This window comes from Nocardiopsis sp. CNS-639 (genome assembly GCF_000381685.1).
Taxonomy (GTDB): domain Bacteria; phylum Actinomycetota; class Actinomycetes; order Streptosporangiales; family Streptosporangiaceae; genus Nocardiopsis; species Nocardiopsis dassonvillei.
In genome coordinates, this window is the sequence record NZ_KB906854.1 from 487482 (window position 1) to 506141 (window position 18660).

Consider the following 18660-nt stretch of genomic DNA (forward strand, 5'->3'; position numbering starts at 1 on the left):
GCCGGAGCCCGGACCCGCGGACCCGCCACCGATAACCGGACCTGCGGACCCTTCACCGAGGACCGGTCCCGCTGCTCCGCCTCCCGGGGGCCGCGTCCGCCCAGGGGCGCGACGCGGCCGCACGGACGCGGCGGCCGGTGGGACCCTTCCCACCGGCCGCCGACACGCGCGCCCCGCCGCCCGCGGACCTCAGGAACCGGCGGGTGCGGACAGCCCCTCGGGCGGGTAGCTCTTCCCGGCCTCCGGGCCGTCGTAGACCTGGCTGACGGTCGCGAACTCGTATCCGTCGGCCCGCAGCCGTTCGATGATCTCCGGGACCGCGGCCAGGGTCGGCTCCAGGGTGTCGTGCAGCAGTACCACGCCCCCGGGTCGGGCTCCGTCCACCACGCTCTCCACGACCTCGTCACGGCTCATGCCGGTCCAGTCCTTGCTGTCCTGGCTCCACAGGATCTCGGCCATGCCCTGACGGCCGATCTCCTCCAGCACCTCCGGCGAACTGTCGCCGAACGGCGGCCGGAACAGCTCCACGGTGTGGCCCGTCTGGCGGCGCACCATCGCGCTCACCGCGGCCACCTGGTGGACCAGTTCCTCCCCCTCGAAGGCATCGGGCATGCGTTCGTGCAGGTGGTTGTGGCTGCCGATCTCGTGCCCCTCGGCGTAGGCGCGCCGGATCACGCTGGGCCGGGTCAGCGCCGGGTTGCCGTTGAGGAAGAAGGTGGCCGCCACCTCCTCCTCCGCCAGCAGGTCCAGCAGTCGCGGAGTCGTCGCCACCGGTCCGTCGTCGAAGGTCAGCGCGATGCACTTGGCCTCGGCGCAGTCCAGGTCGGGGTCTCCCGCCGAGACCACCCCCGGCACCGGCGGGTCGGCCGGGGGCTCGGCGTCGGGGGCCTCCACGGTCAGCACGGGCTCCTCCGCCATGGCGGCCTCCCGCGCCCGCTCGCCCAGGCCGGACAGCAGGGGCGCGGCCTCCTCGGCGGGCACCACCGCGACCATCCTCCCCGGCTCCGAGGACGGGGGGTGGCCCTCCACGATCGGGGACAGGTGCCCGTCGTCGAACTCCACCACCAGGTCCCCGTCGGCGTTGAACCCCATCGAGTCGTAGGTGCGCATCACCGGGTGCAGTCCCCGCGCGTCCACCGCCTCCTCGTCGGCGAACGAGGCGCGGACGATCCCGTTGAGCTCCCGGAGCGCCGCGTCGTCGGCCAGCAGCTCCGTGGAGTAGGCGGTGTGGCCGGTGGACGCGTCGTACCAGTACGTCCCGTACCCCTGGCGCAGTCCGTGGAAGTCCTCCTCGGTGCGCACCAGGCGCACGCCCAGCACCCCGTTCCCGGCGGCGACCACCTCCCAGTCGACGCCCAGACTCACCGGGTCCCGGCCGGCGCCCCGGTAGTCCCGCACCTCCCGGTCCACCCGGGCGGCCAGTTCCTCGGCGAAGGCGTCGGCACCCGGGAACACCGGGTAGGCGACGTCGATCGTGAGCCCCTCGGGCTTGTACGGGTGGTCCTCGAAGTCGGAGGCGTCCCCGCGCCACTCGGTGACCCCGTCCCCCGGCTCCGCCGCCACCACCGTGATCAGTTCCGGGTCCTCACCGCCCCCGGAGGCGATCCCCTCGGTGCCGCACGCGGCCAGGGGCAGGACCAGCGCGACCAGCGCCGCCCCGGGCCACCGGGCTCTGCGCTCCCACGGCCGGTTCCCCCCGGCCCCGGGACAGGGGGCGGCCTCGTTCGGGTGGACTCGAGTCGACGACAACACCGGACTCCCTCATCCCTCAGCGGGTGGCCAACACGGCTGCTGCTGGGAGCAACATAGGGGACGCCGTCACCCGTCCCGGGGCGGTGACCACATGTGGTCACCGCCCCGGGACGGGCAGCGCGCCGGGGACCGGGAGCACCCGTGCGGGGCGCCCTTTCCGGCCTCACCCGGTGCCCCGCACGGCTCCGCGCCCCGTGCGTCCCACCGGCCGCGGCCCCGAAGCCCTCCCGGGGCCATCCTCACCCGGGACCGCCCGCCGCGCCGTGACGCCGCGCCCTTCAGGCCCCCTCGGAAGCCTCCTCGGCCCCCTCAGCGGGCTCACCGGCCTCCTCGGAGGGGTCGGCGTTCTCCTCCGGGGCGTCGGGGACCCCGTCCATGTAGCTCTGGCCGGGGGTCGTGGTCCCCAGCAGCTGGGACACCGTGACCATGGTGTACCCCTGCTCGTCCAGTTCCCGGATGGCCGTGCGGGAGGCGTCGACGGTGGTGCCGTGGATGTCGTGCATGAGGATGATCGCCCCGTCCGAAGCGCCCTCCAGCACCCGGTCGTGGATCACCGGGGCCTTGCGGTCCTTCCAGTCGAGGGTGTCCACGCTCCACAGGATCTGGGCCAGGCCCATGTCCGCGGTCACCGAGGCCACGCCCTCGTCGGTCGAGCCGTAGGGCGGGCGCATGAGGTTCATGGTGTAGCCGGTCTCGCGATACACCAGCGCCTGCACGACGTCCAGGTCCGCGCGCACCCCTCCCGCGCCCAGACCGGCCAGGTCGGGGTGGTTCAGGGTGTGGTTGGCGATCTCGTGCCCCTCCGCGTAGGCGCGCCGCACCGTGTGCGGGTGCTCCATGACGGGGTTGCCGGTGACGAAGAACGTGGCCCGCGCGTCGTACTCGGCGAGGGCGTCCAGCAGTTCGGGGGTGCGCCCGCCGGGTCCGTCGTCGTAGGTCAGCGCCACGCACTTGGTTTTGGGGTCGGAGCAGTCGACGTCGGGGTCCACCGCGGGCACCTGTCCGGGCACGGCGCCCTCCTCCTGTCCGTCCTTGTCGGCCCGGGGCGGGGCGGCGATGGAGAAGTCCTCCACGCCCACGGTCGCGGCGTCGCGCACGCGCAGGCCCAGATCGGACAGCAGGCCCTCGGCCTCACCGGCGGCGACCACGGCGCGCGTGCGGCCCTCCTCCGCCGGGGCGACCTGCCCGGCGTCGAACTCCACGACCAGGTCACCGTCGGGGTTGAAGCCCACCGAGTCGTACAGGGAGCTGATCGGGTGGATGACGCCGGGGTCGGCCGGGCCCTCCCCGTCCTCCCTGCTTCCGACGGCGCCGCGCACCAGGCCGTTGAGCTCCTCCAGCTGCTCCTGGCCGCCGACCAGTGCGGCGGAGGGGTGGTGCGCCGCGGTCTCGGTGTCGTACCAGTAGGTGGTGTACCCCTCCCGGGACCCCTCGGAGTCGGTCTCCACCCGGGTCATGCGGACCCCCAGCAGGCCGTCGCGCGCCGCGGTCAGGTTCCACCCCGCCTCGAAGGAGACCGCGCCGGGGTTGGCGGTCTCGAAGGCGTGCACCTCGTCGGTCAGCTCACGCTCCAGGAAGTCGGCCAGCGGCTCGGCGTTGGGGATCACCGGGTAGGTCACCGCGACGGAGACCTCCCCGTCGTAGGGCAGTTCGGCCTCCTCCAGGCCCGCCACCGCGGCCGCGTCCACCTCGGTGAGCCCGTCGGGCGCACCGGAGGCCGGGGGCGATGGCTCGCTCTCGGAGACCGGCGCTCCATGCGTCCGCGGCCCGGGCTCGGGCTCTCCGGAGGAGCGGGTGGCCAACAACACCATGCCCGCCAGGACCGCCAGGGCTACCACGACCGTGATCAGGGGGTGGTCCGGTGCCATGGCGAGGCGGGACTGCTTACTCACGAGGGAATCTCCACGTTCATCGCTCAGACGAACGTCCGCGGGGAGCAGAGGGGAGCTCACCCGCGCAACGCTTGACTTCGTGTGTGACGCCGGTCGAAGGACGGGGGTTCTCACCGTCCGGGCCGGGCGCATGGGGCCGCACGCCGGGTACAGGGGCGAAGGGGGCCCTCCCTATACTTGCAGCCGTGGAAGGTACATGATCCACCCCCGCGTCCCGGGTCCGGCCCGGAACGGGCGGGGCGGAACCATGTCGCAAGAGGGAACCCGGTGCGAGTCCGGGACTGCCCCGCAGCGGTATGGGGGAACGAACGTCGCCATGAGCACTGGTAGTGCCGGTCGCGGAGACCGCACACCGGGAAGCGGCGGCCAGTAGGAGGAGCGGTGTTGGCACCGCCCGCGCCCCCGAGTCCGAAGACCTGCCTCCACCCGGCGACGCACCCGCGGCGCCGGTGGTCCCGCGCCCCGAGGGAGGGCCGGAGGCGGTGGCAGGTCCGGTGCGCGCCCGCGGCGCGTCCGTCGGCGTGCCCGCCCCCTCTTCTCCCCTCGCGGCCGGTACCCGGCTTTCGACGAGGGAGAGAAGCTCATGACCACGACCCCCGCGCCGTCCGCGGCCCCGGGCGGACCACGCCCCTCCGTGCGCTCGACCGTGCACGGCTACCCGCGCATCGGCCCCGCCCGCGAGCTCAAGCGCGCCTGCGAGTCCCACTGGAGGGGCCGCACCACCGCCCGCGAACTGGACGCGGTCGCCGCCGGACTGCGCCTGGACGTCTACGCCCAGCTGCGCGAGGCCGGTGTCGACGACATCCCCTCCAACACGTTCTCCTACTACGACCACGTGCTGGACACCGCGGTCCTGTTCGACCTGGTCCCCTCCCGCTTCGCCCCTCCCGCCGCGGCGCCGGACCGCGAGGAGGAGCTGCGCCGCTACTTCGCGCTCGCCCGCGGCGAACAGGGCGCCCCGCCGCTGGAGATGACCAAGTGGTTCGACACGAACTACCACTACCTGGTCCCCGAGCTCTCGCCCGGCAGCCGTCCCCGCCTGGTGGGCGACAAGCCCGTCGCCGAGTTCCGCGAGGCGGCCGAGGCGGGTTTCCACACCCGTCCGGTCCTGGTCGGTCCGCTCACCTTCCTGCTGCTGGCCAAGCCCGCCGACGGCGCCCCCGAGGGCTGGGAACCCGTCCAGCTGCTCGACCAGCTCCTGGAGGCCTACGCCCAGCTGCTCGGCGACCTGCGGGCCGCGGGCGCCACCGAGGTCCAGCTGGACGAGCCGATCCTGGCCACCGACGAGGGCCGTGCCGCCGTCGGCCACCTGGAGCGCGCCTACCAGTACCTGGGCGCGGTCACCGACCGCCCCTCCCTGCTGGTGTCCACCTACTTCGGCTCCATCGGCTCCGCCGCCCTGCGCGTCCTCAAGGACTCCGCGGTCGAGGCGGTCGGCCTGGACCTGGTCACCGACGACGAGGGCGTGGACGACCTGGTGCGGGTCTCCGGCCTGGGCGCCACCCGCCTGGTCGCGGGCGTGGTGGAGGGGCGCAACGTCTGGTGCACCGACATCCCGGCCGCCGTCGCCGCGCTCGGTACCCTGCTCGCCCTCACCGACGAGCTGACCGTGAGCACCTCCTGCTCCCTGCTGCACGTGCCCCTGGACCTGGACGCCGAGCCCTCCCTGGCCCCCGAGCTGCGCGGGGCCCTGGCCTTCGCCAGGCAGAAGGCACAGGAGACGGCCCTGCTCGGCCGCGTGCTGTCCGAGGGTGCCGAGGCCGAGCACACCGGACGGGGCGGCGTCCGTCCCCCCGCCTTCACCGACGCGCGCGTGCGCGCCCGCCTCGACGCCCTGGGCCCGGACGCCTACGAGCGCCCGCGGGAACGCGGCAGGCCCACCGACACCCCGCTCACCACGACCACCATCGGGTCCTTCCCGCAGACCGCCGAGCTGCGCCGCGCCCGCGCCGCGCACCGCAGGGGGGAACTGGCGGAGGACGCCTACAAGGCCGTCCTGCGCGAGGAGATCGACCGGGTCGTCGCGCTCCAGGAGGAGATCGGCCTGGACGTGCTCGTGCACGGCGAGCCCGAGCGCAACGACATGGTCCAGTACTTCGCCGAGCAGCTGGAGGGCTACGCCACCACCGAGAACGGCTGGGTGCAGTCCTACGGTTCGCGGTGCGTGCGCCCGCCGATCCTGTTCGGCGACGTCTCGCGCCCCGAGCCGATGACGGTCGAGTGGACCACCTACGCCCAGTCGCGCACCGACAAGCCGGTCAAGGGCATGCTGACCGGTCCGGTCACCATGCTCGCCTGGTCGTTCGTGCGCACCGACCAGCCGCTGGGTGAGACCGCACGCCAGGTGGCCCTGGGTCTGCGCGACGAGGTCGCCGACCTGGAACGCGCCGGGATCCGCCACATCCAGGTGGACGAGGCGGCCCTGCGCGAACTGCTGCCGCTGCGCTCGGAGCACCGGGCGCGGTACCTGGACTGGGCGGTGGGCTCCTTCCGCCTGGCCACGTCGGGGGTGTCGCCGTCCACGACCATCCACACGCACATGTGCTACTCGGAGTTCGGGCTGATCGTCGGCGGCATCGAGGCGCTGGACGCCGACGTCACCAGCGTGGAGGCCGCCCGCTCGCGCATGGAGCTGGTGCGGGACCTGGGCGAGCGCGGCTACGGGCGCGGGATCGGCCCGGGCGTGTACGACATCCACTCCCCGCGGGTGCCCTCGGTGGAGGAGATCGAGGGCTCGCTGCGGCTGGCGGTCGCGCACATCGACGCCCGGAACCTGTGGGTGAACCCCGACTGCGGCCTCAAGACGCGCGGTTACGCCGAGGCCGAACAGGCCCTGCGCAACATGGTCGAGGCGGCCCGCCGGGTGCGCGCCGACCTGGCGTGAGCCCGGCAGTGTTTTTTGGACCTCCGCCTCGCTCCGGTCCGTGTTCGGGCGCCCGGAGCGCGGGAATCGGGTTGAAGCAGGCACAGCGGCGCCTCCGGTGAGACGGCTCGTGCCCACACCGTCGCCCGCCACCACCCTCAACGGACGCCTACGGCGCAGTCCTGCTTGCAGTCTCACCTCCAGCCGCTCCAGAACCCCGTGGGCGCCCGAACCGGCCCCCACAAGCTGAGGCCGATCCAAGAAGAGTCCTCAGGAGGCTGGAACGCGGGAGGGGGCCGCGGCGAACGCCGCGGCCCCCTCGTGCCGTGTCCGGTCAGCCCCCTCAGGCGCCGACCAGGGCCAGCGCCTCGGCGCCGGCGTTGAGCATGATCTCCTCGACGTTGTCGGGCATGACCAGGTCCTCGGCGGAGGCGTCCTCGGTGAAGGGCGGGTGCATCTGGTACTGGACCCGGATGTTGAGGTTGGCGGTGCGGATCACCAGCGTGGCCTCGGGGATGTCCTCACCCAGGAAGTCGTACTTGGTGAGGACGTAGTGGGCCTCGTCGCCGAGGTCCACCTCCTTGTCCTCCTCCACGTTCGCGGCGTCGTAGAAGGTGTTGTAGTCACCCTCGCCCCGGAGCTCCTGGACCGCGGTCTGGAAGTCGGTGGTGGCGGCCTCGACGGAGTCGGCTGCGGAGTAGGGGACCTGATAACTGATCTCGAACATCGCGTAGCTCTCGGCCGGGTTGCCCTCCGGGGCGGCGCCTTCCAGGCTCTCGCAGTAGGAGTTGTTGTCCTGGACGTACTTGTCGCCCTCGTCCTGGATCAGGAAGTCGGAGAGCACCTGGTCGGTGAAGGCCTCGCAGGGCTCGGCGGGGACGGCGTAGGGGGGCTCGCCCGCGGGGGCCGCCTCGGGGGCGGGCGCGGCCGTCTCACCGCCGCCGGTGGTCTCCTCCGTGCTCGGGGCGGGCTCGGGCTCGGGGGAGACGGTCTGCTGTCCACCGTTGTTGGTGACGAGCACGACCAGAACGGCGATGACCAGGACGACGATCACGGCGCCGCCGCCGATCACGACCCACAGGCCCGCCTTGCTGCCGCCGCCCTGAGGCTGCTGCGGCGCAGGGGGGTACCCGGGACCGCCGGGGCCGCCGCCGTAGGGCGGCTGGCCACCCGCGTACATCTGCTGGTCCTGGGGGCCGGGGAAACCCGCGGGGCCGCCGCCGTAGGGCGGCTGTCCTCCGGTGTTGGGGTCACCGTAGGGACCGCCGTGGGGCGGCTGTCCTCCGGTGTTGGGGTCACCGTAGGGGGCGCCGTGGGGCGGGCCGTAGGGCGGCTGGCCCCCGCTGTTGTCCCCACCGCCGTATGGGTTCTGCGGCGGCTGGTTGTATGGTCCGTTTTCGCTCATGGCTCCCCTCGCCCGTGTGTGATGACCGTGTTGTCTGGGACGCGTGTGTGCGCCGTTGGGTTCTCACGACTTCCCGTGCCGCCCCGGGAGGGGCACGGTGGCCGTGTGGGGGAGGCGCACCTGTCGCCACTGCCGTCCCGCGGGCGAGGGCGGGGGAGTGGGCGGGCGTTCCCCGCCTCCATGCGGAGGTTGCGGTGGACCGGGGGACCGGCCACCGGGGGCGGTGGCCGGGCGGAGCCGAAGGCGTCCTTCGGTCCGGGCCGGGACGTGTGCATCCTAGCTGTGAGTGGTGTCCCCTGGGCAGGTCAGACCGGGGGTAGCAGGGTGAATCGTCACTGTTTTGTGTCGGTTGTGCAGGAACTCATCCCGCACGTGACGCAATCGTGACGCCGTTCCCCGCGCGGTCGCGCCCCGTGCGGGGTAATGGGGCGTCCGTCGCGGGCGCCGCCGGATCAGAACATCGAGATGTGCACGTGGTCGAAGTGGTTCTCGGTGATGCTGCCGCGGTCGGCCATGTCGCGCCAGCCCTCGTCGCCGCGGCGGATGTCCCAGATCTGCTGCCGGTAGATGATGTACATGATGCCGAGGCGGTCGGCGTTCTCCTGGGCCCACTCGGCGATCGCGTAGCCGCGGTCGATCTGCTCCTGTGAGGGCGTGTTCCCGTTGGGGTCCACCATGAAGTCGCAGGCGCGGCCCTTGGGGTGCTCGCCGACCACCCAGCCGCCGACCTCCCGGTAGCAGCCCACGCCGCCCACGTCGGTGCCCTCGCCGAACTCCTCGATGATCAGCTCGCGCATCTGCTCGGTGCGCGGGGTGATGTTGTACTGGCCGCCCATCGGCTGCACGGGGTGGTCCGCGATCATCTCCTGGACCTCCTCGCGGCGCCCCTCCAGCTCGTCCAGGTCCTCCTCGGCCGCGGCCAGCTGCTCCTCGGCGTTCTGCTGCGCGGTCTCGTCGCGCTCCAGGGCCTCACTGAGCTGGTCGATCTTGTCCTGGTTGCTGGTGGACAGGTAGTTGATCACCACCGCGCGGTCGATGACCTCGTCGGGATCGGCCTCGACGAACAGCGACATGGACAGGCCGATCCCGCTGCTGGTGTAGGTGGCCACCGCCAGGGCGCGCACCTGCTCGCGCGCCTCCTCCACGTCCTCGCGGGTGCTCTGGGCCCGCTCCTCGGCGCGCTCGGCCTCCTGGATGACGCCCTCCATGTCGCGCAGCTCGCCGTTGAACTCCTCGCTCAGGGCCTCCGCGCGATCCTGGAGGGCGCCCATGTCCTCCGGCTCGGCGGGCACCGGCGCCGCCACCGCCGTGCCCTGGGGCGCGAACAGGAAGCTCCCCAGCACGGCCACCGCCAGCGCGGCCACACGCGCGCGGCCCGGGCGAGCAGCGGCGGCGAGGAACCCCGCCAGGGCCCGGGCGCGGTCCGGCCAGCTCAGTTCGGGAGGGTCGGGAGCCCAGAAGTCGGCGAATTCGTCCACTCGGCTCAGATCGTCGGGCTGCACGGTGTGGTCGCTCCTCGGGCCCGCCCGGCCCCCTGGCACGGGAGCGGAGCGGGCGCTGTTTCTCGTCGTTTCCCCAGGGGGCCGACAGCCGCGGGAGCGGCCTCCGGCCCTGGCCTCCCGCGCACACCCGTGAGCCGGGGGCGGGAGTAAAGGGACCGTCATGAGTGTAGGCACTCGCGCGGTTATTCGGGAGGGACGGGACGAATCCACCGTGCCACGGGAGCCCCGATGTGGTGGAGGTAACCCGGCGCGAACAGTGAAATCGGGTGAACCGACCCTTTTCCCCGTGGTTGAGTAGGAAACGTGAAGGCTCCCGCGCACGACCCAGCGACCACCGCTCCCACGCGGTCGGACACCGCCGAGCGGTGTCTTCCGCTGCCCGGCGGACGCTGTCGTGTCCGCCCGGTCCCGTGGACCCGCCCGCAGCCCCCGGACACCGGGGGCTGAGGCCCGCCTTCTCGAACCGGCCTCAGTTCGCGGGGGTTGGTTCGGGCGCCCGGACACCGACCGAAGCGGAGCGGAGGTCCAAAGAGGTACCGCCGCCGGGAGCGGCGCGTCCCCCGACCGGCCGCCCCGCGCGGGCGCGCCGCCACCGGCGCCCGCCCGACCACCGGCGCGCCGCCGCCCGCGCCCGCGGGGCGCTCCGTACGCTCGGACGCGGGCGACGGACCCGCGCCGGACCCCCGCCGGGCGCCACACCACCGCCAGACGTCGATGGGAACACCGTGATTGACGCAGTGGGCCTCCACAAGGCCTACAGGTTGAAGAAGCACCGGGTGACCGCCCTGGACGGGGTCGACCTGCACGTCGAGCCCGGCGAGATCTTCGGTGTGGTCGGCCAGAGTGGCGCGGGCAAGAGCACCCTGCTGCGCTCGGTCAACCTCCTGGAGCGCCCCGACGCCGGAACGGTCCGGGTCGACGGCGAGGAGCTCACCGCGCTGCGCGGCGCGCGGCTGCGGGTCGCCCGCCGCCGCATCGGCATGGTGCACCAGCACTTCGCCCTGCTGTCCTCGCGCACCGTCGCGGGCAACGTGGCCTTCCCCATGGAGGTCTCCGGCGTCGACCGCGCCCGCCGCAGGAGGCGCGTGGGCGAACTCCTCGAACTCGTGGGCCTGGGGGACAAGGCGCGCGCCTACCCCTCCCAGCTCTCCGGCGGCCAGAAGCAGCGGGTGGGCATCGCCCGCGCGCTGGCCTCCGACCCCAAGGTGCTGCTCAGCGACGAGGCCACCTCCGCGCTCGACCCGGCCACCACCGACGCCATCCTCGCCCTGCTGCGCCGCCTGCGCGACGAACTGGGCCTGACCATCCTGCTGATCACCCACGAGATGGACGTGATCAAGCGGATCTGCGACTCCGCGGCGATCATGGACAGCGGCGCGTTCCTGGAGTCGGGCCGGGTGCTCGACCTCATCGGCACCCCCGGCTCGCTGCTGGCGCGCTCGCTCTTCCCGCTGCCCGCGCACGGCGGACCGGACACGGTCTACGTCACCTACCCGCGTTCCTTCGACGAGCCGCTCATGTCCGAGCTGACCCGCCGCTTCGACGTGGACGTCAACATCCTGAGCGGCGGCGTGGAGGAGGTCGCCGGGCAGTCCGTGGGCCGCCTGAGCGTGGACCTGCGCGGCGACCGCCGCGACCAGGCGCTCGCCTACCTGTCCGAGCACGGCCTGCTGGTCGAGGAGGCCCGCAAGTGAGCACCAACCCCGCCGACGTCCTGCACCTGGCCGCCGCCACCGGGGCGGCCGGACCCTGGGACGCCGTCGTCGCGTTCGTCCAGGCCTGGCCCGCGATGTGGCCCGACCTGTGGCTGGGCACCCTGGACACCGTCTACATGGTGTGGTGGGCCACCGTCGTCAGCGTCCTGTTCGGCCTGCCGCTGGGCGTGCTGCTGGTGGCCACCGACCGGGGCGGGCTCATCCCCGCCCCCGCCGTGCGCGCCGTGCTCAGCGCCGTCGTCAACATCGGCCGATCCCTGCCGTTCATCGTCCTGATGGTGGCCGTGCTCTCCCTGACCCGCCTGCTGGTGGGCACCACCCTGGGCCCCACGGCCGCGATCGTGCCCCTGAGCATCGGCGCGATCCCCTTCTTCGCCCGCCTGGTGGAGACCTCCCTGCGCGAGGTGGACCGCGGGGTCGTGGAGGCCGCGCACGCCATGGGCACCCGCCGTGTCACCATCGTGGGCAAGGTGATGCTGCCCGAGGCCATGCCCGGCCTCATCGCGGGCCTGGTGATGACCGTGGTCACCCTCATCTCCTACTCGGCGATGGCCGGAGCCATCGGCGGCGGAGGCCTGGGCGACCTGGCCATCCGCGAGGGCTACCAGCGCTTCAACGACCACTACCTGTGGGCCACCGTCATCCTGCTCATCGTCATCGTGCAGATCGCGCAGAGCCTGGGCGACCTGCTGGTGCGCCGTCTGGCGCGGCGCTGACGCGACGGGGTACACACAGAGGACGACCCCCTCCCCCCACCAGTTGTCCCGGCGACACGGAGGGAGACGGCGATGACCGAGGACGCGAGGAGGCGCGCGGTGCGGGGCGCCGCCGCGGCGACGGCGGTGGCCCTGCTGGCGGCCTGCGGCAGCCCCAGCGAACGGGCCCGGGAGGAGACCGGCGGGGAGGACGTGACCGTCCTGAGGATCGGCGCCACGCCGATGCCGCACGCCGAGATCCTGGAGTTCGTGGACGAGAACCTCGCGGCCGACGCGGGGCTGGCCCTGGACGTGTCCGTGTACACCGACTACAACCAGCCCAACGCGGCGCTGGCCGAGGGCGAACTGCACGCCAACTACTACCAGACGCGGCCGTTCCTGGAGGAGTACCTCCAGGGCAACCCGGACGCGGACCTGAGCTACGTGACGGACGTGCACCTGGAGGCCTTCGGCGTCTACTCGCAGGAGCTGACCGACCTGGCCGACCTGCCCGAGGGCGCGCAGATCGGCGTGCCCAACGACACCTCCAACATGGGCCGGGCCCTGGACCTGCTCGACACCGAGGGCGTCATCACCCTGGCCGACACGGGCGAGGAGGCGCCCTCGGTCGACGACATCGAGGACAACCCGCTCGACGTCACGGTCACCCCGGTGGAGGCCGCCCAGCTGCCGCGCTCGCTCCAGGACCTGGACGCGGCGGTGGTCAACGGCAACTACGCCCTGGAGGCCGACCTGGTCTCCACCGCCAACGTTCTGGCCTGGGAGGAGACCGAGGACAACCCCTACGCCAACGGTCTGGTGGTGGCCACGCACGACATCGGCGACGAGGAGATCGCCCGGCTCGACGAGCTCCTGCACAGCGACGAGGTGCGCGCGTTCATGGAGGAGCGCTGGGAGGGCGTCGTGGTCCCCGTCGGCGGGGAGGGCACCTGAGGGCGGTCCCGGGCCGGCCGCGCGGGCCGCACCGCGGGGTTTCGCCGCGCGGCGGCCGCGCCTCGGGGCCGGTTCCGGGGCGCCCGGTCGGGGCGTTTCGGAGCCGTCTCCATCACCGCCTGCCCGTAACGTTTGGATTGCGGTGACAAGGCTGTTGATTGACATCAAGGTACTTCTCTGTTTCTTTTATGGGAGCGCTCCCAAAACGATGTCCCCTCGTCATGGAAGGTGCGTACACCAGCAGTGAACAACCGCAACGATTTCCCTGAGGGCTTCCTCTGGGGGGCGGCCACCGCCTCGTTCCAGATCGAAGGCGCCACGACCGCCGACGGCCGCGGCCGCAGCATCTGGGACACCTTCGCCGAGACCCCCGGCAAGGTCCTGGGCGGAGACACCGGCGACCCCGCCGACGACCACTACAACCGCTACGCCGACGACGTCGCGCTCATGACCCAGCTCAACCTGGGCGCGTACCGCTTCTCCGTCGCCTGGCCGCGGATCATCCCCGAGGGCACCGGCGCCGTGAACCAGGCCGGGATCGACTTCTACGACCGCCTGGTGGACACCCTCCTGGCGGCCGGGATCCAGCCCTGGGCGACCCTCTACCACTGGGACCTGCCCCAGCCGCTGGAGGACGCGGGGGGCTGGCCCCACCGCGACACCGCCTACCGCTTCCGCGACTACGCCCAGGTCGTGGCCGAGGCCCTCGGCGACCGCGTCAGCAACTGGATGACCATCAACGAGCCCTGGTGCTCGGCCTTCCTCGGCTACGAGAACGGTCACCACGCGCCGGGCCACAAGGACCCGGCCGCGGCCCTGGCCGCCGCCCACCACCTGCTGCTGGGCCACGGCCTGGCCGCCGAGGCGATCCGCTCCACCGGCCACCCCGCCCGGGTGGGCCTCGCCCACAACCAGGCGGTCATCCGGCCCCACGGCCCCAGCGCCGCGGACGCCCGCGCCGCCCGCCGCGCCGACGGCGTGCGCAACCGCATCTTCACCGACCCCCTGCTCAAGGGCCGCTACCCCGCGGACGTCAGGGAGGACCTCGCCGGCGTCAGCGACTTCTCCTTCATCCAGGACGGCGACCTGGAGATCACCTCCGCCCCCCTGGACTTCCTGGGCGTCAACTACTACTCGCCCGAGTTCGTCGCCGCCTCGGCCAAGGGCCTGGACCCCGCGCTGGTCAGCGGCGAGGGCGGCGCGTGGCTCGGCGCCGAGCCCGAGGAGGTGCACGTCTCGCAGGGGCTGCCCGTCACGCACATGGGCTGGGAGATCGACCCCACCGGCCTGTACGACGTGCTCTCCCGCCTGGCGGGGGAGAGCGGCGGCATCGACCTCTACGTCACCGAGAACGGGTGCGCCTTCGAGGACACCGTCACCGAGGCCGGCGAGGTCAACGACACCGACCGGATCGACTACTACGAGGGCCACCTGAGGGCGGCCAAGGAGGCCGTCCTGGCCGGAGTGCCCCTGCGGGGTTACTTCGCCTGGTCGCTCCTGGATAATTTCGAGTGGGCGTGGGGATACTCCCGCCGGTTCGGCATCGTGCACGTCGACTACGAGACGCAGCGCAGGATCATCAAGGACAGCGGTCACTGGTACGCCGAACTGGCCAAGACGGGGCAGTTCCCCGAGCGCCAGTAACGCGTCCGGCGGACGCCGCCCGCCGCGTGGCGGGCGCCCCGCCGAGCACGTCCTGGATTGCGCCGGACCGCCGCCGTGCACGCGGCGGCGGCCCGGCGAACCGCGGAAGGACCGTGGGGTGTCCCAAGGGGCACCCCACACAGTCGTTCCGGGCGGGTATGACCGTGGATGCCCGTCGCACACGCCGCCGCCCCGGGGAAGCAGCCCCCGGGACGGCGGGACACGATCCCAGAGGGAGCCTCGAAGTGGCCAAGACCGGTGCTGGTCGGAAGCGTCCGACCCTGGAGATGGTGGCGCAGCGCGCCGGGGTCGGACGAGGGACCGTCTCGCGGGTGATCAACGGGTCCGCGCAGGTGAGTCCCCGCACCCGGGAGGCCGTGCACGCCGCGATCGCCGAACTCGGCTACAGCCCGAACCAGGCCGCGCGCACCCTGGTCACCAGGCGTACCGACACGATCGCGCTGGTCGTCTCCGAGCCCCGGGACCGGCTGTTCTCCGACCCCTTCTTCGCCGACATCATCCGCGGAGTGAGCTCGGTCCTGCACGAGCGAGACCTGCAGCTCATGCTCACCACGGCCCGGACCGAGGCCGAGCACAAGCGCGTGGGCGACTACCTCAGCGGCTTCCACGTGGACGGCGCGCTGCTGATCTCCCTGCACAGCGACAATCCGCTCTCGGCCCGTCTGGACGAGGCCGGGGTGCCGGTCGTCCACGGCGGTCGCCCGCACTCGCCCGAACAGCCCGCGCCCTACTGCGTCGACATCGACAACATCGGCGGGGCCCGGATGGCCATCCGCCACCTCCTGGAGCGCGGATGCCGACGGGTGGCCGCCATCACCGGCCCCCTGGACATGAACGCCGGTGTGGAGCGCCTGCGCGGCTACCGCGAGGTCATGGCCGCAGCCGGGCTGGAGGTGGACGACAGGCTCGTCGTGCAGGGCGACTTCAGCGTGGAGGGGGGAGCCGAGGCGATGGAGCGGCTCCTGGGCACCGGGCTGGAGCCCGACGCGGTGTTCGCCGCCTCCGACATGATGGCGCTCGGCGGGCTGCGGGTGCTGCGCGCACGCGGCCTGAGAGTTCCGGAGGACGTGGCCCTGGTGGGTTACGACGACACCGTCATGGCCCAGCACAGCGACCCGCCGCTGACCACCATCCACCAGCCCACGGTGCAGATGGGGCAGGAGATGGCGCGGCTGCTGGTGGACGTGGCGATCCCGCGCACGACGGAGGCCGAGACCGTCATGCTCGGCACCCACCTGGTCGTGCGCGAGTCCGGCTGAGCCGCGGGGCCTCCCGGAGCCGCCGGGGCCAGCGCGCACCCTCCCGCAGCGCTCTGACCCGCCCGTTCACGCCCTCCCGGGTGGACGCGGCGCGGTGACTGTGCAAGGCTGGTCGCGATTTCGCGGGAGACGGTGGGAGCGCATGGAGCGGGAACCGACACACAGCAGGTGTGCGATTTCCTCGTGCGGATGGTGCGAGCGGGACGGCGTCGAGTGCCGGTTCTGCTCCGGCACGGGCTGGTGGCGACCCGAGCGGCCGCACCGCGACGGCAGCGGGGTGATCGTCTGGCTGCGCGTCGACGAGCCCTGCCGCGGGTGCGCGGGCACGGGCAAGGAGCACAGTCCCACCGCCGCCCTCTGAGCGGGGGCGCGACGCCCCTTCCGCGCTGGACAAGGAGAAGCACATGCGCTGGGTGACCTACCTGTCGCCGAGCGGCGGCAGCGAGCGCGTCGGAGCCCTGGACGACGGCGACGTGCTGGGCAGCCCCGACCCCGTCCGCCTCGCCGACCTGCTGGAGGCGGGTGGCGACGCCCTGGCCGGGGCCCACGAACGCGCCGTCGCCGCGCCGATCGAGATCATCGTCGAGCCGGAGGCGCGCATGTGCGCCCCGCTGGTCCCCGCCGAGCCGGTGCCGGTCAGGGCGGGCGACGACGTCTGGCGGATCCCCCCGGAACTGGTGCGGGGCTCGGACGACGCCGTGCCGCCCCGGGCGAGTTCGGCCCGCGTGGGCGTGGCCGCCGTCGCCGGGGGAGGGGCGTCGGTGAGCGCCTACACGCCCGCCTGCCTGTGGCTGGACGGCGAGGGGCAGCCGGTGCAGCTGACCCTGGGGCCGGTGCTGACCACCGCCGACGAGGTGCCCGGGGAGCCGCTGAACGTGAGCGCCTCGGTGGAGGAGGGGGAGCTGGGCCGCGGTCTGGCCGACCCCGCGCACGAGTGGCTGGTGTCGGGCCCCGGGCGGGTGCGCGCGCTGCTGCCGGTGGCGACACCGCCGCTGGAGACCGACGACGAGCTGTTCGTGGACGCCGACGTCCTGGGCACCTTCGAGGTCCGGGTCGGCTCCCAGGTCTGACCGCGACCGGGGCGCTCCCCGGTGGACCGGCCAGGAACGCTGTCGGCGTGTCACGGGAGCCCCGGCGAACCCTGGTGGTCAGGCGCTACGGCGTGAACTCCCAGTGCCAGGGCTCGAAGCCGCCCCGGGCCCAGGGCGGGTTGTGCCAACCGTGGTCGGGCGCGTGGGCCAGCATCCACTGGTGCTCGGCGGTGCCGAGTCGGTTCACTCCGCCGCACAGGTCCACGGCCAGACCCAGGCCGTGCTGGCTGGTGCCGGGCCGGGCGGCCATACCGGGCACCATCTCCTGGAAGAGGCGCACCTGCTCGTGGTAGGGCCGGTAGGAGTCGGCCACGCACATCGGCCGTCCGAACGCCTCGCGGTAGTCACCGTCGAGTTCGATGAAGGCCTCGGCCGCGTCGGCGCGCAGCCGCTCGCCGGGCTGGGGCAGGGGGCACAGCACCGACTCCGGGATCCGCCCGTTGGCGTGAGCGGTCGCGACGCCCCCGGTGCAGCCCTGGTCGGCGCTCTCCGCGGACGGAACCTCCTCCCCGCCCTCCTTCTCCTCCGCCGAAACGGCGGTGACGGCGGACTCCGCCGACCCCCCGGAGGCGTTCGCCGCCCGCGCGTCGCGCAGGGCCTCCTCACGGCGCCTCTCGGCGGCCTCGGCGTCGCGCACCTCCGCGAGCCGTGCCTCAAGCCGGGTCTGCTCCTCCAGCAACTCCTCCAGTGCCGCCTCCTGGTCGGCCACGGCCTCCACCGCGTCCTCCCGGGCGCTCCTGGCGTCCTCGACCGCCTCGGCCTGCTCCGTCCGCGCGGTCTCGGCGATCCCGGCGAGGGTGTCGGTGGCCACCCGAGCGGCCTCGGCGCGGCCCACGTCGGCCTCCCGGTGCGAACCGAGCAGGGTGAGGTAGGCGCCCCGTTCGAGCATCCCGGTGGGCCCCTCGGGTCCGGCCCAGGCGTTGACCATGCCCAGCTCGCCGCCCTTGTAGGCGGTGGCGGCCTGCCGGGCGGCGGCCAGGCGGGCCGTCTCGCCGCGCTCGTCGGCCTCTCCCGCGCGCTCCTGCGCCTCGCGGCTGCGCTCGGTCAGCTCGGTGAGGCGTTCGCGCTCGGCCTCGTAGTGCTCGATCTTCTCCGAAGCCTCCTGGCGCAGGGTCTCCATGCCCGCGCGCAGCGCGGCCAGTTCCACCCGCACGCTCCCCAGCGCGCTCCCCGACGCGTCGCCGTCGGAGGCGGCGCCGGGCGCGGCGGTGGAGAGGCAGAGCAGTACCGCGAGGCCGGCCGGGAGCGCGGTACTGACCGAAAAGGCGCGTGCGGAGGGCCCGCGGGTTTTCCCGCGAGCGGAACCCTCCGCTTTCGTTTTGTCACCGAGCGTGTGTGATTCAGGACATGACGAGGTACGCATTTCCGCTTCCTCCCCGGGACCTGCGTCTACCGTCTTGTCACGATGTCATGTCGGTGGGGTGTTGGTGGGGAAGCTGGCGGTGTGTCCAAAAAGTTACCTCAGTCCCGGGGTGGTTTCGGACGCTATCCCTGACCTGGTGCATCGGCCATAATGCCGACAATGGCGGGCATTATGTACCGGTCGAGGGAAGAAGATCCCACCGATCGCCGTCAAACGGCCGAAGCGAGTCCTTCGCGCCCATTGGTACGCTATCCACCGCACGCGCACCTACGGAGATCTTCGGGTGCGCGGCTCCTCTCATCCCAGGCGAGTCCAGCGGACAGTCTTCACATCTCCCCACATTCCCGCCGCTTCCGGCTCGGCGGACCACCTGGTCTGTACCGATTTCCCCGAAGAGCCTTCGGTTGGAGCGGTCAACCCTGGGGTCCAACCAGCCGCCCGAAGCGGTGACACGAAAGGTTGCGAGGGTCCGTGTCGACACGAGCGACGAAAAACGGGGCCGGC

Annotated in this window: 13 protein-coding genes and 1 riboswitch; of the genes, 8 read left to right on the plus strand and 5 right to left on the minus strand. The window is 72.9% G+C overall.

Annotated elements, in window-relative coordinates:
• Nucleotides 1–189 precede the first annotated feature (189 nt).
• Both G011_RS0101950 and G011_RS0101955 read right to left on the minus strand, forming a co-directional pair.
• Nucleotides 190–1749, minus strand: a complete 1560-nt coding sequence (locus G011_RS0101950) for a polysaccharide deacetylase family protein (protein WP_019606983.1) — start codon at nt 1747–1749, stop codon at nt 190–192.
• Between the two features lie 281 nt (nt 1750–2030).
• Entirely contained in the window at nt 2031–3620 is a 1590-nt protein-coding gene (locus G011_RS0101955; RefSeq protein WP_019606984.1) for a polysaccharide deacetylase family protein, read from the minus strand.
• A 278-nt stretch (nt 3621–3898) separates the two neighbouring features.
• A riboswitch (cobalamin riboswitch) is annotated at nt 3899–4062 on the plus strand.
• A gap of 165 nt (nt 4063–4227) precedes the next feature.
• Here G011_RS0101955 and metE point away from each other — a divergent pair.
• Nucleotides 4228–6528, plus strand: coding sequence for a 5-methyltetrahydropteroyltriglutamate--homocysteine S-methyltransferase (gene metE / locus G011_RS0101960; RefSeq protein ID WP_019606985.1), 2301 nt, complete (start codon nt 4228–4230; stop codon nt 6526–6528).
• 322 nt (nt 6529–6850) lie between these two features.
• Here metE and G011_RS0101965 read toward each other — a convergent pair whose 3' ends face one another.
• The gene (locus tag G011_RS0101965; protein ID WP_019606986.1) at nt 6851–7912 is read right to left on the minus strand and encodes a hypothetical protein; all 1062 of its coding nucleotides are present in this window, start codon (nt 7910–7912) and stop codon (nt 6851–6853) included.
• A 452-nt stretch (nt 7913–8364) separates the two neighbouring features.
• Entirely contained in the window at nt 8365–9414 is a 1050-nt protein-coding gene (locus G011_RS0101970; RefSeq protein WP_026337934.1) for a hypothetical protein, read from the minus strand.
• 737 nt (nt 9415–10151) lie between these two features.
• On the opposite strand from G011_RS0101970, the gene G011_RS0101975 reads away from it, so the two are divergent.
• From G011_RS0101975 to G011_RS0102005, 7 genes are all read left to right on the plus strand, one after another.
• A complete protein-coding gene (locus G011_RS0101975) occupies nt 10152–11108 on the plus strand; it encodes a methionine ABC transporter ATP-binding protein (RefSeq protein WP_019606988.1) in 957 nt (318 codons plus the stop codon).
• Nucleotides 11105–11845 carry a methionine ABC transporter permease gene (locus tag G011_RS0101980; RefSeq protein ID WP_013151857.1) on the plus strand — a complete coding sequence of 247 codons (741 nt, stop codon included), beginning with the start codon at nt 11105–11107 and terminating at the stop codon, nt 11843–11845. Before G011_RS0101975 ends, G011_RS0101980 begins: the two co-directional genes overlap by 4 nt.
• A 72-nt stretch (nt 11846–11917) precedes the next feature.
• Entirely contained in the window at nt 11918–12778 is an 861-nt protein-coding gene (locus tag G011_RS0101985; protein WP_019606989.1) for a MetQ/NlpA family ABC transporter substrate-binding protein, read from the plus strand.
• 243 nt (nt 12779–13021) lie between these two features.
• Nucleotides 13022–14422: a GH1 family beta-glucosidase gene (locus tag G011_RS0101990; RefSeq protein WP_013151859.1), complete on the plus strand. Its 1401-nt coding sequence runs from the start codon at nt 13022–13024 to the stop codon at nt 14420–14422.
• Between the two features lie 245 nt (nt 14423–14667).
• A complete protein-coding gene (locus tag G011_RS0101995) occupies nt 14668–15702 on the plus strand; it encodes a LacI family DNA-binding transcriptional regulator (protein ID WP_013151860.1) in 1035 nt (344 codons plus the stop codon).
• A gap of 142 nt (nt 15703–15844) precedes the next feature.
• The gene (locus G011_RS0102000) at nt 15845–16063 is read left to right on the plus strand and encodes a hypothetical protein (RefSeq protein ID WP_026337935.1); all 219 of its coding nucleotides are present in this window, start codon (nt 15845–15847) and stop codon (nt 16061–16063) included.
• A 43-nt stretch (nt 16064–16106) separates the two neighbouring features.
• A complete protein-coding gene (locus G011_RS0102005; protein WP_013151862.1) occupies nt 16107–16772 on the plus strand; it encodes a hypothetical protein in 666 nt (221 codons plus the stop codon).
• Nucleotides 16773–16857: 85 nt separating this feature from the next.
• Here the strand turns inward: G011_RS0102005 and G011_RS0102010 are convergent, their stop codons facing one another.
• The gene (locus tag G011_RS0102010; protein ID WP_019606990.1) at nt 16858–17940 is read right to left on the minus strand and encodes a M15 family metallopeptidase; all 1083 of its coding nucleotides are present in this window, start codon (nt 17938–17940) and stop codon (nt 16858–16860) included.
• Between the last annotated feature and the right edge of the window lie 720 nt (nt 17941–18660).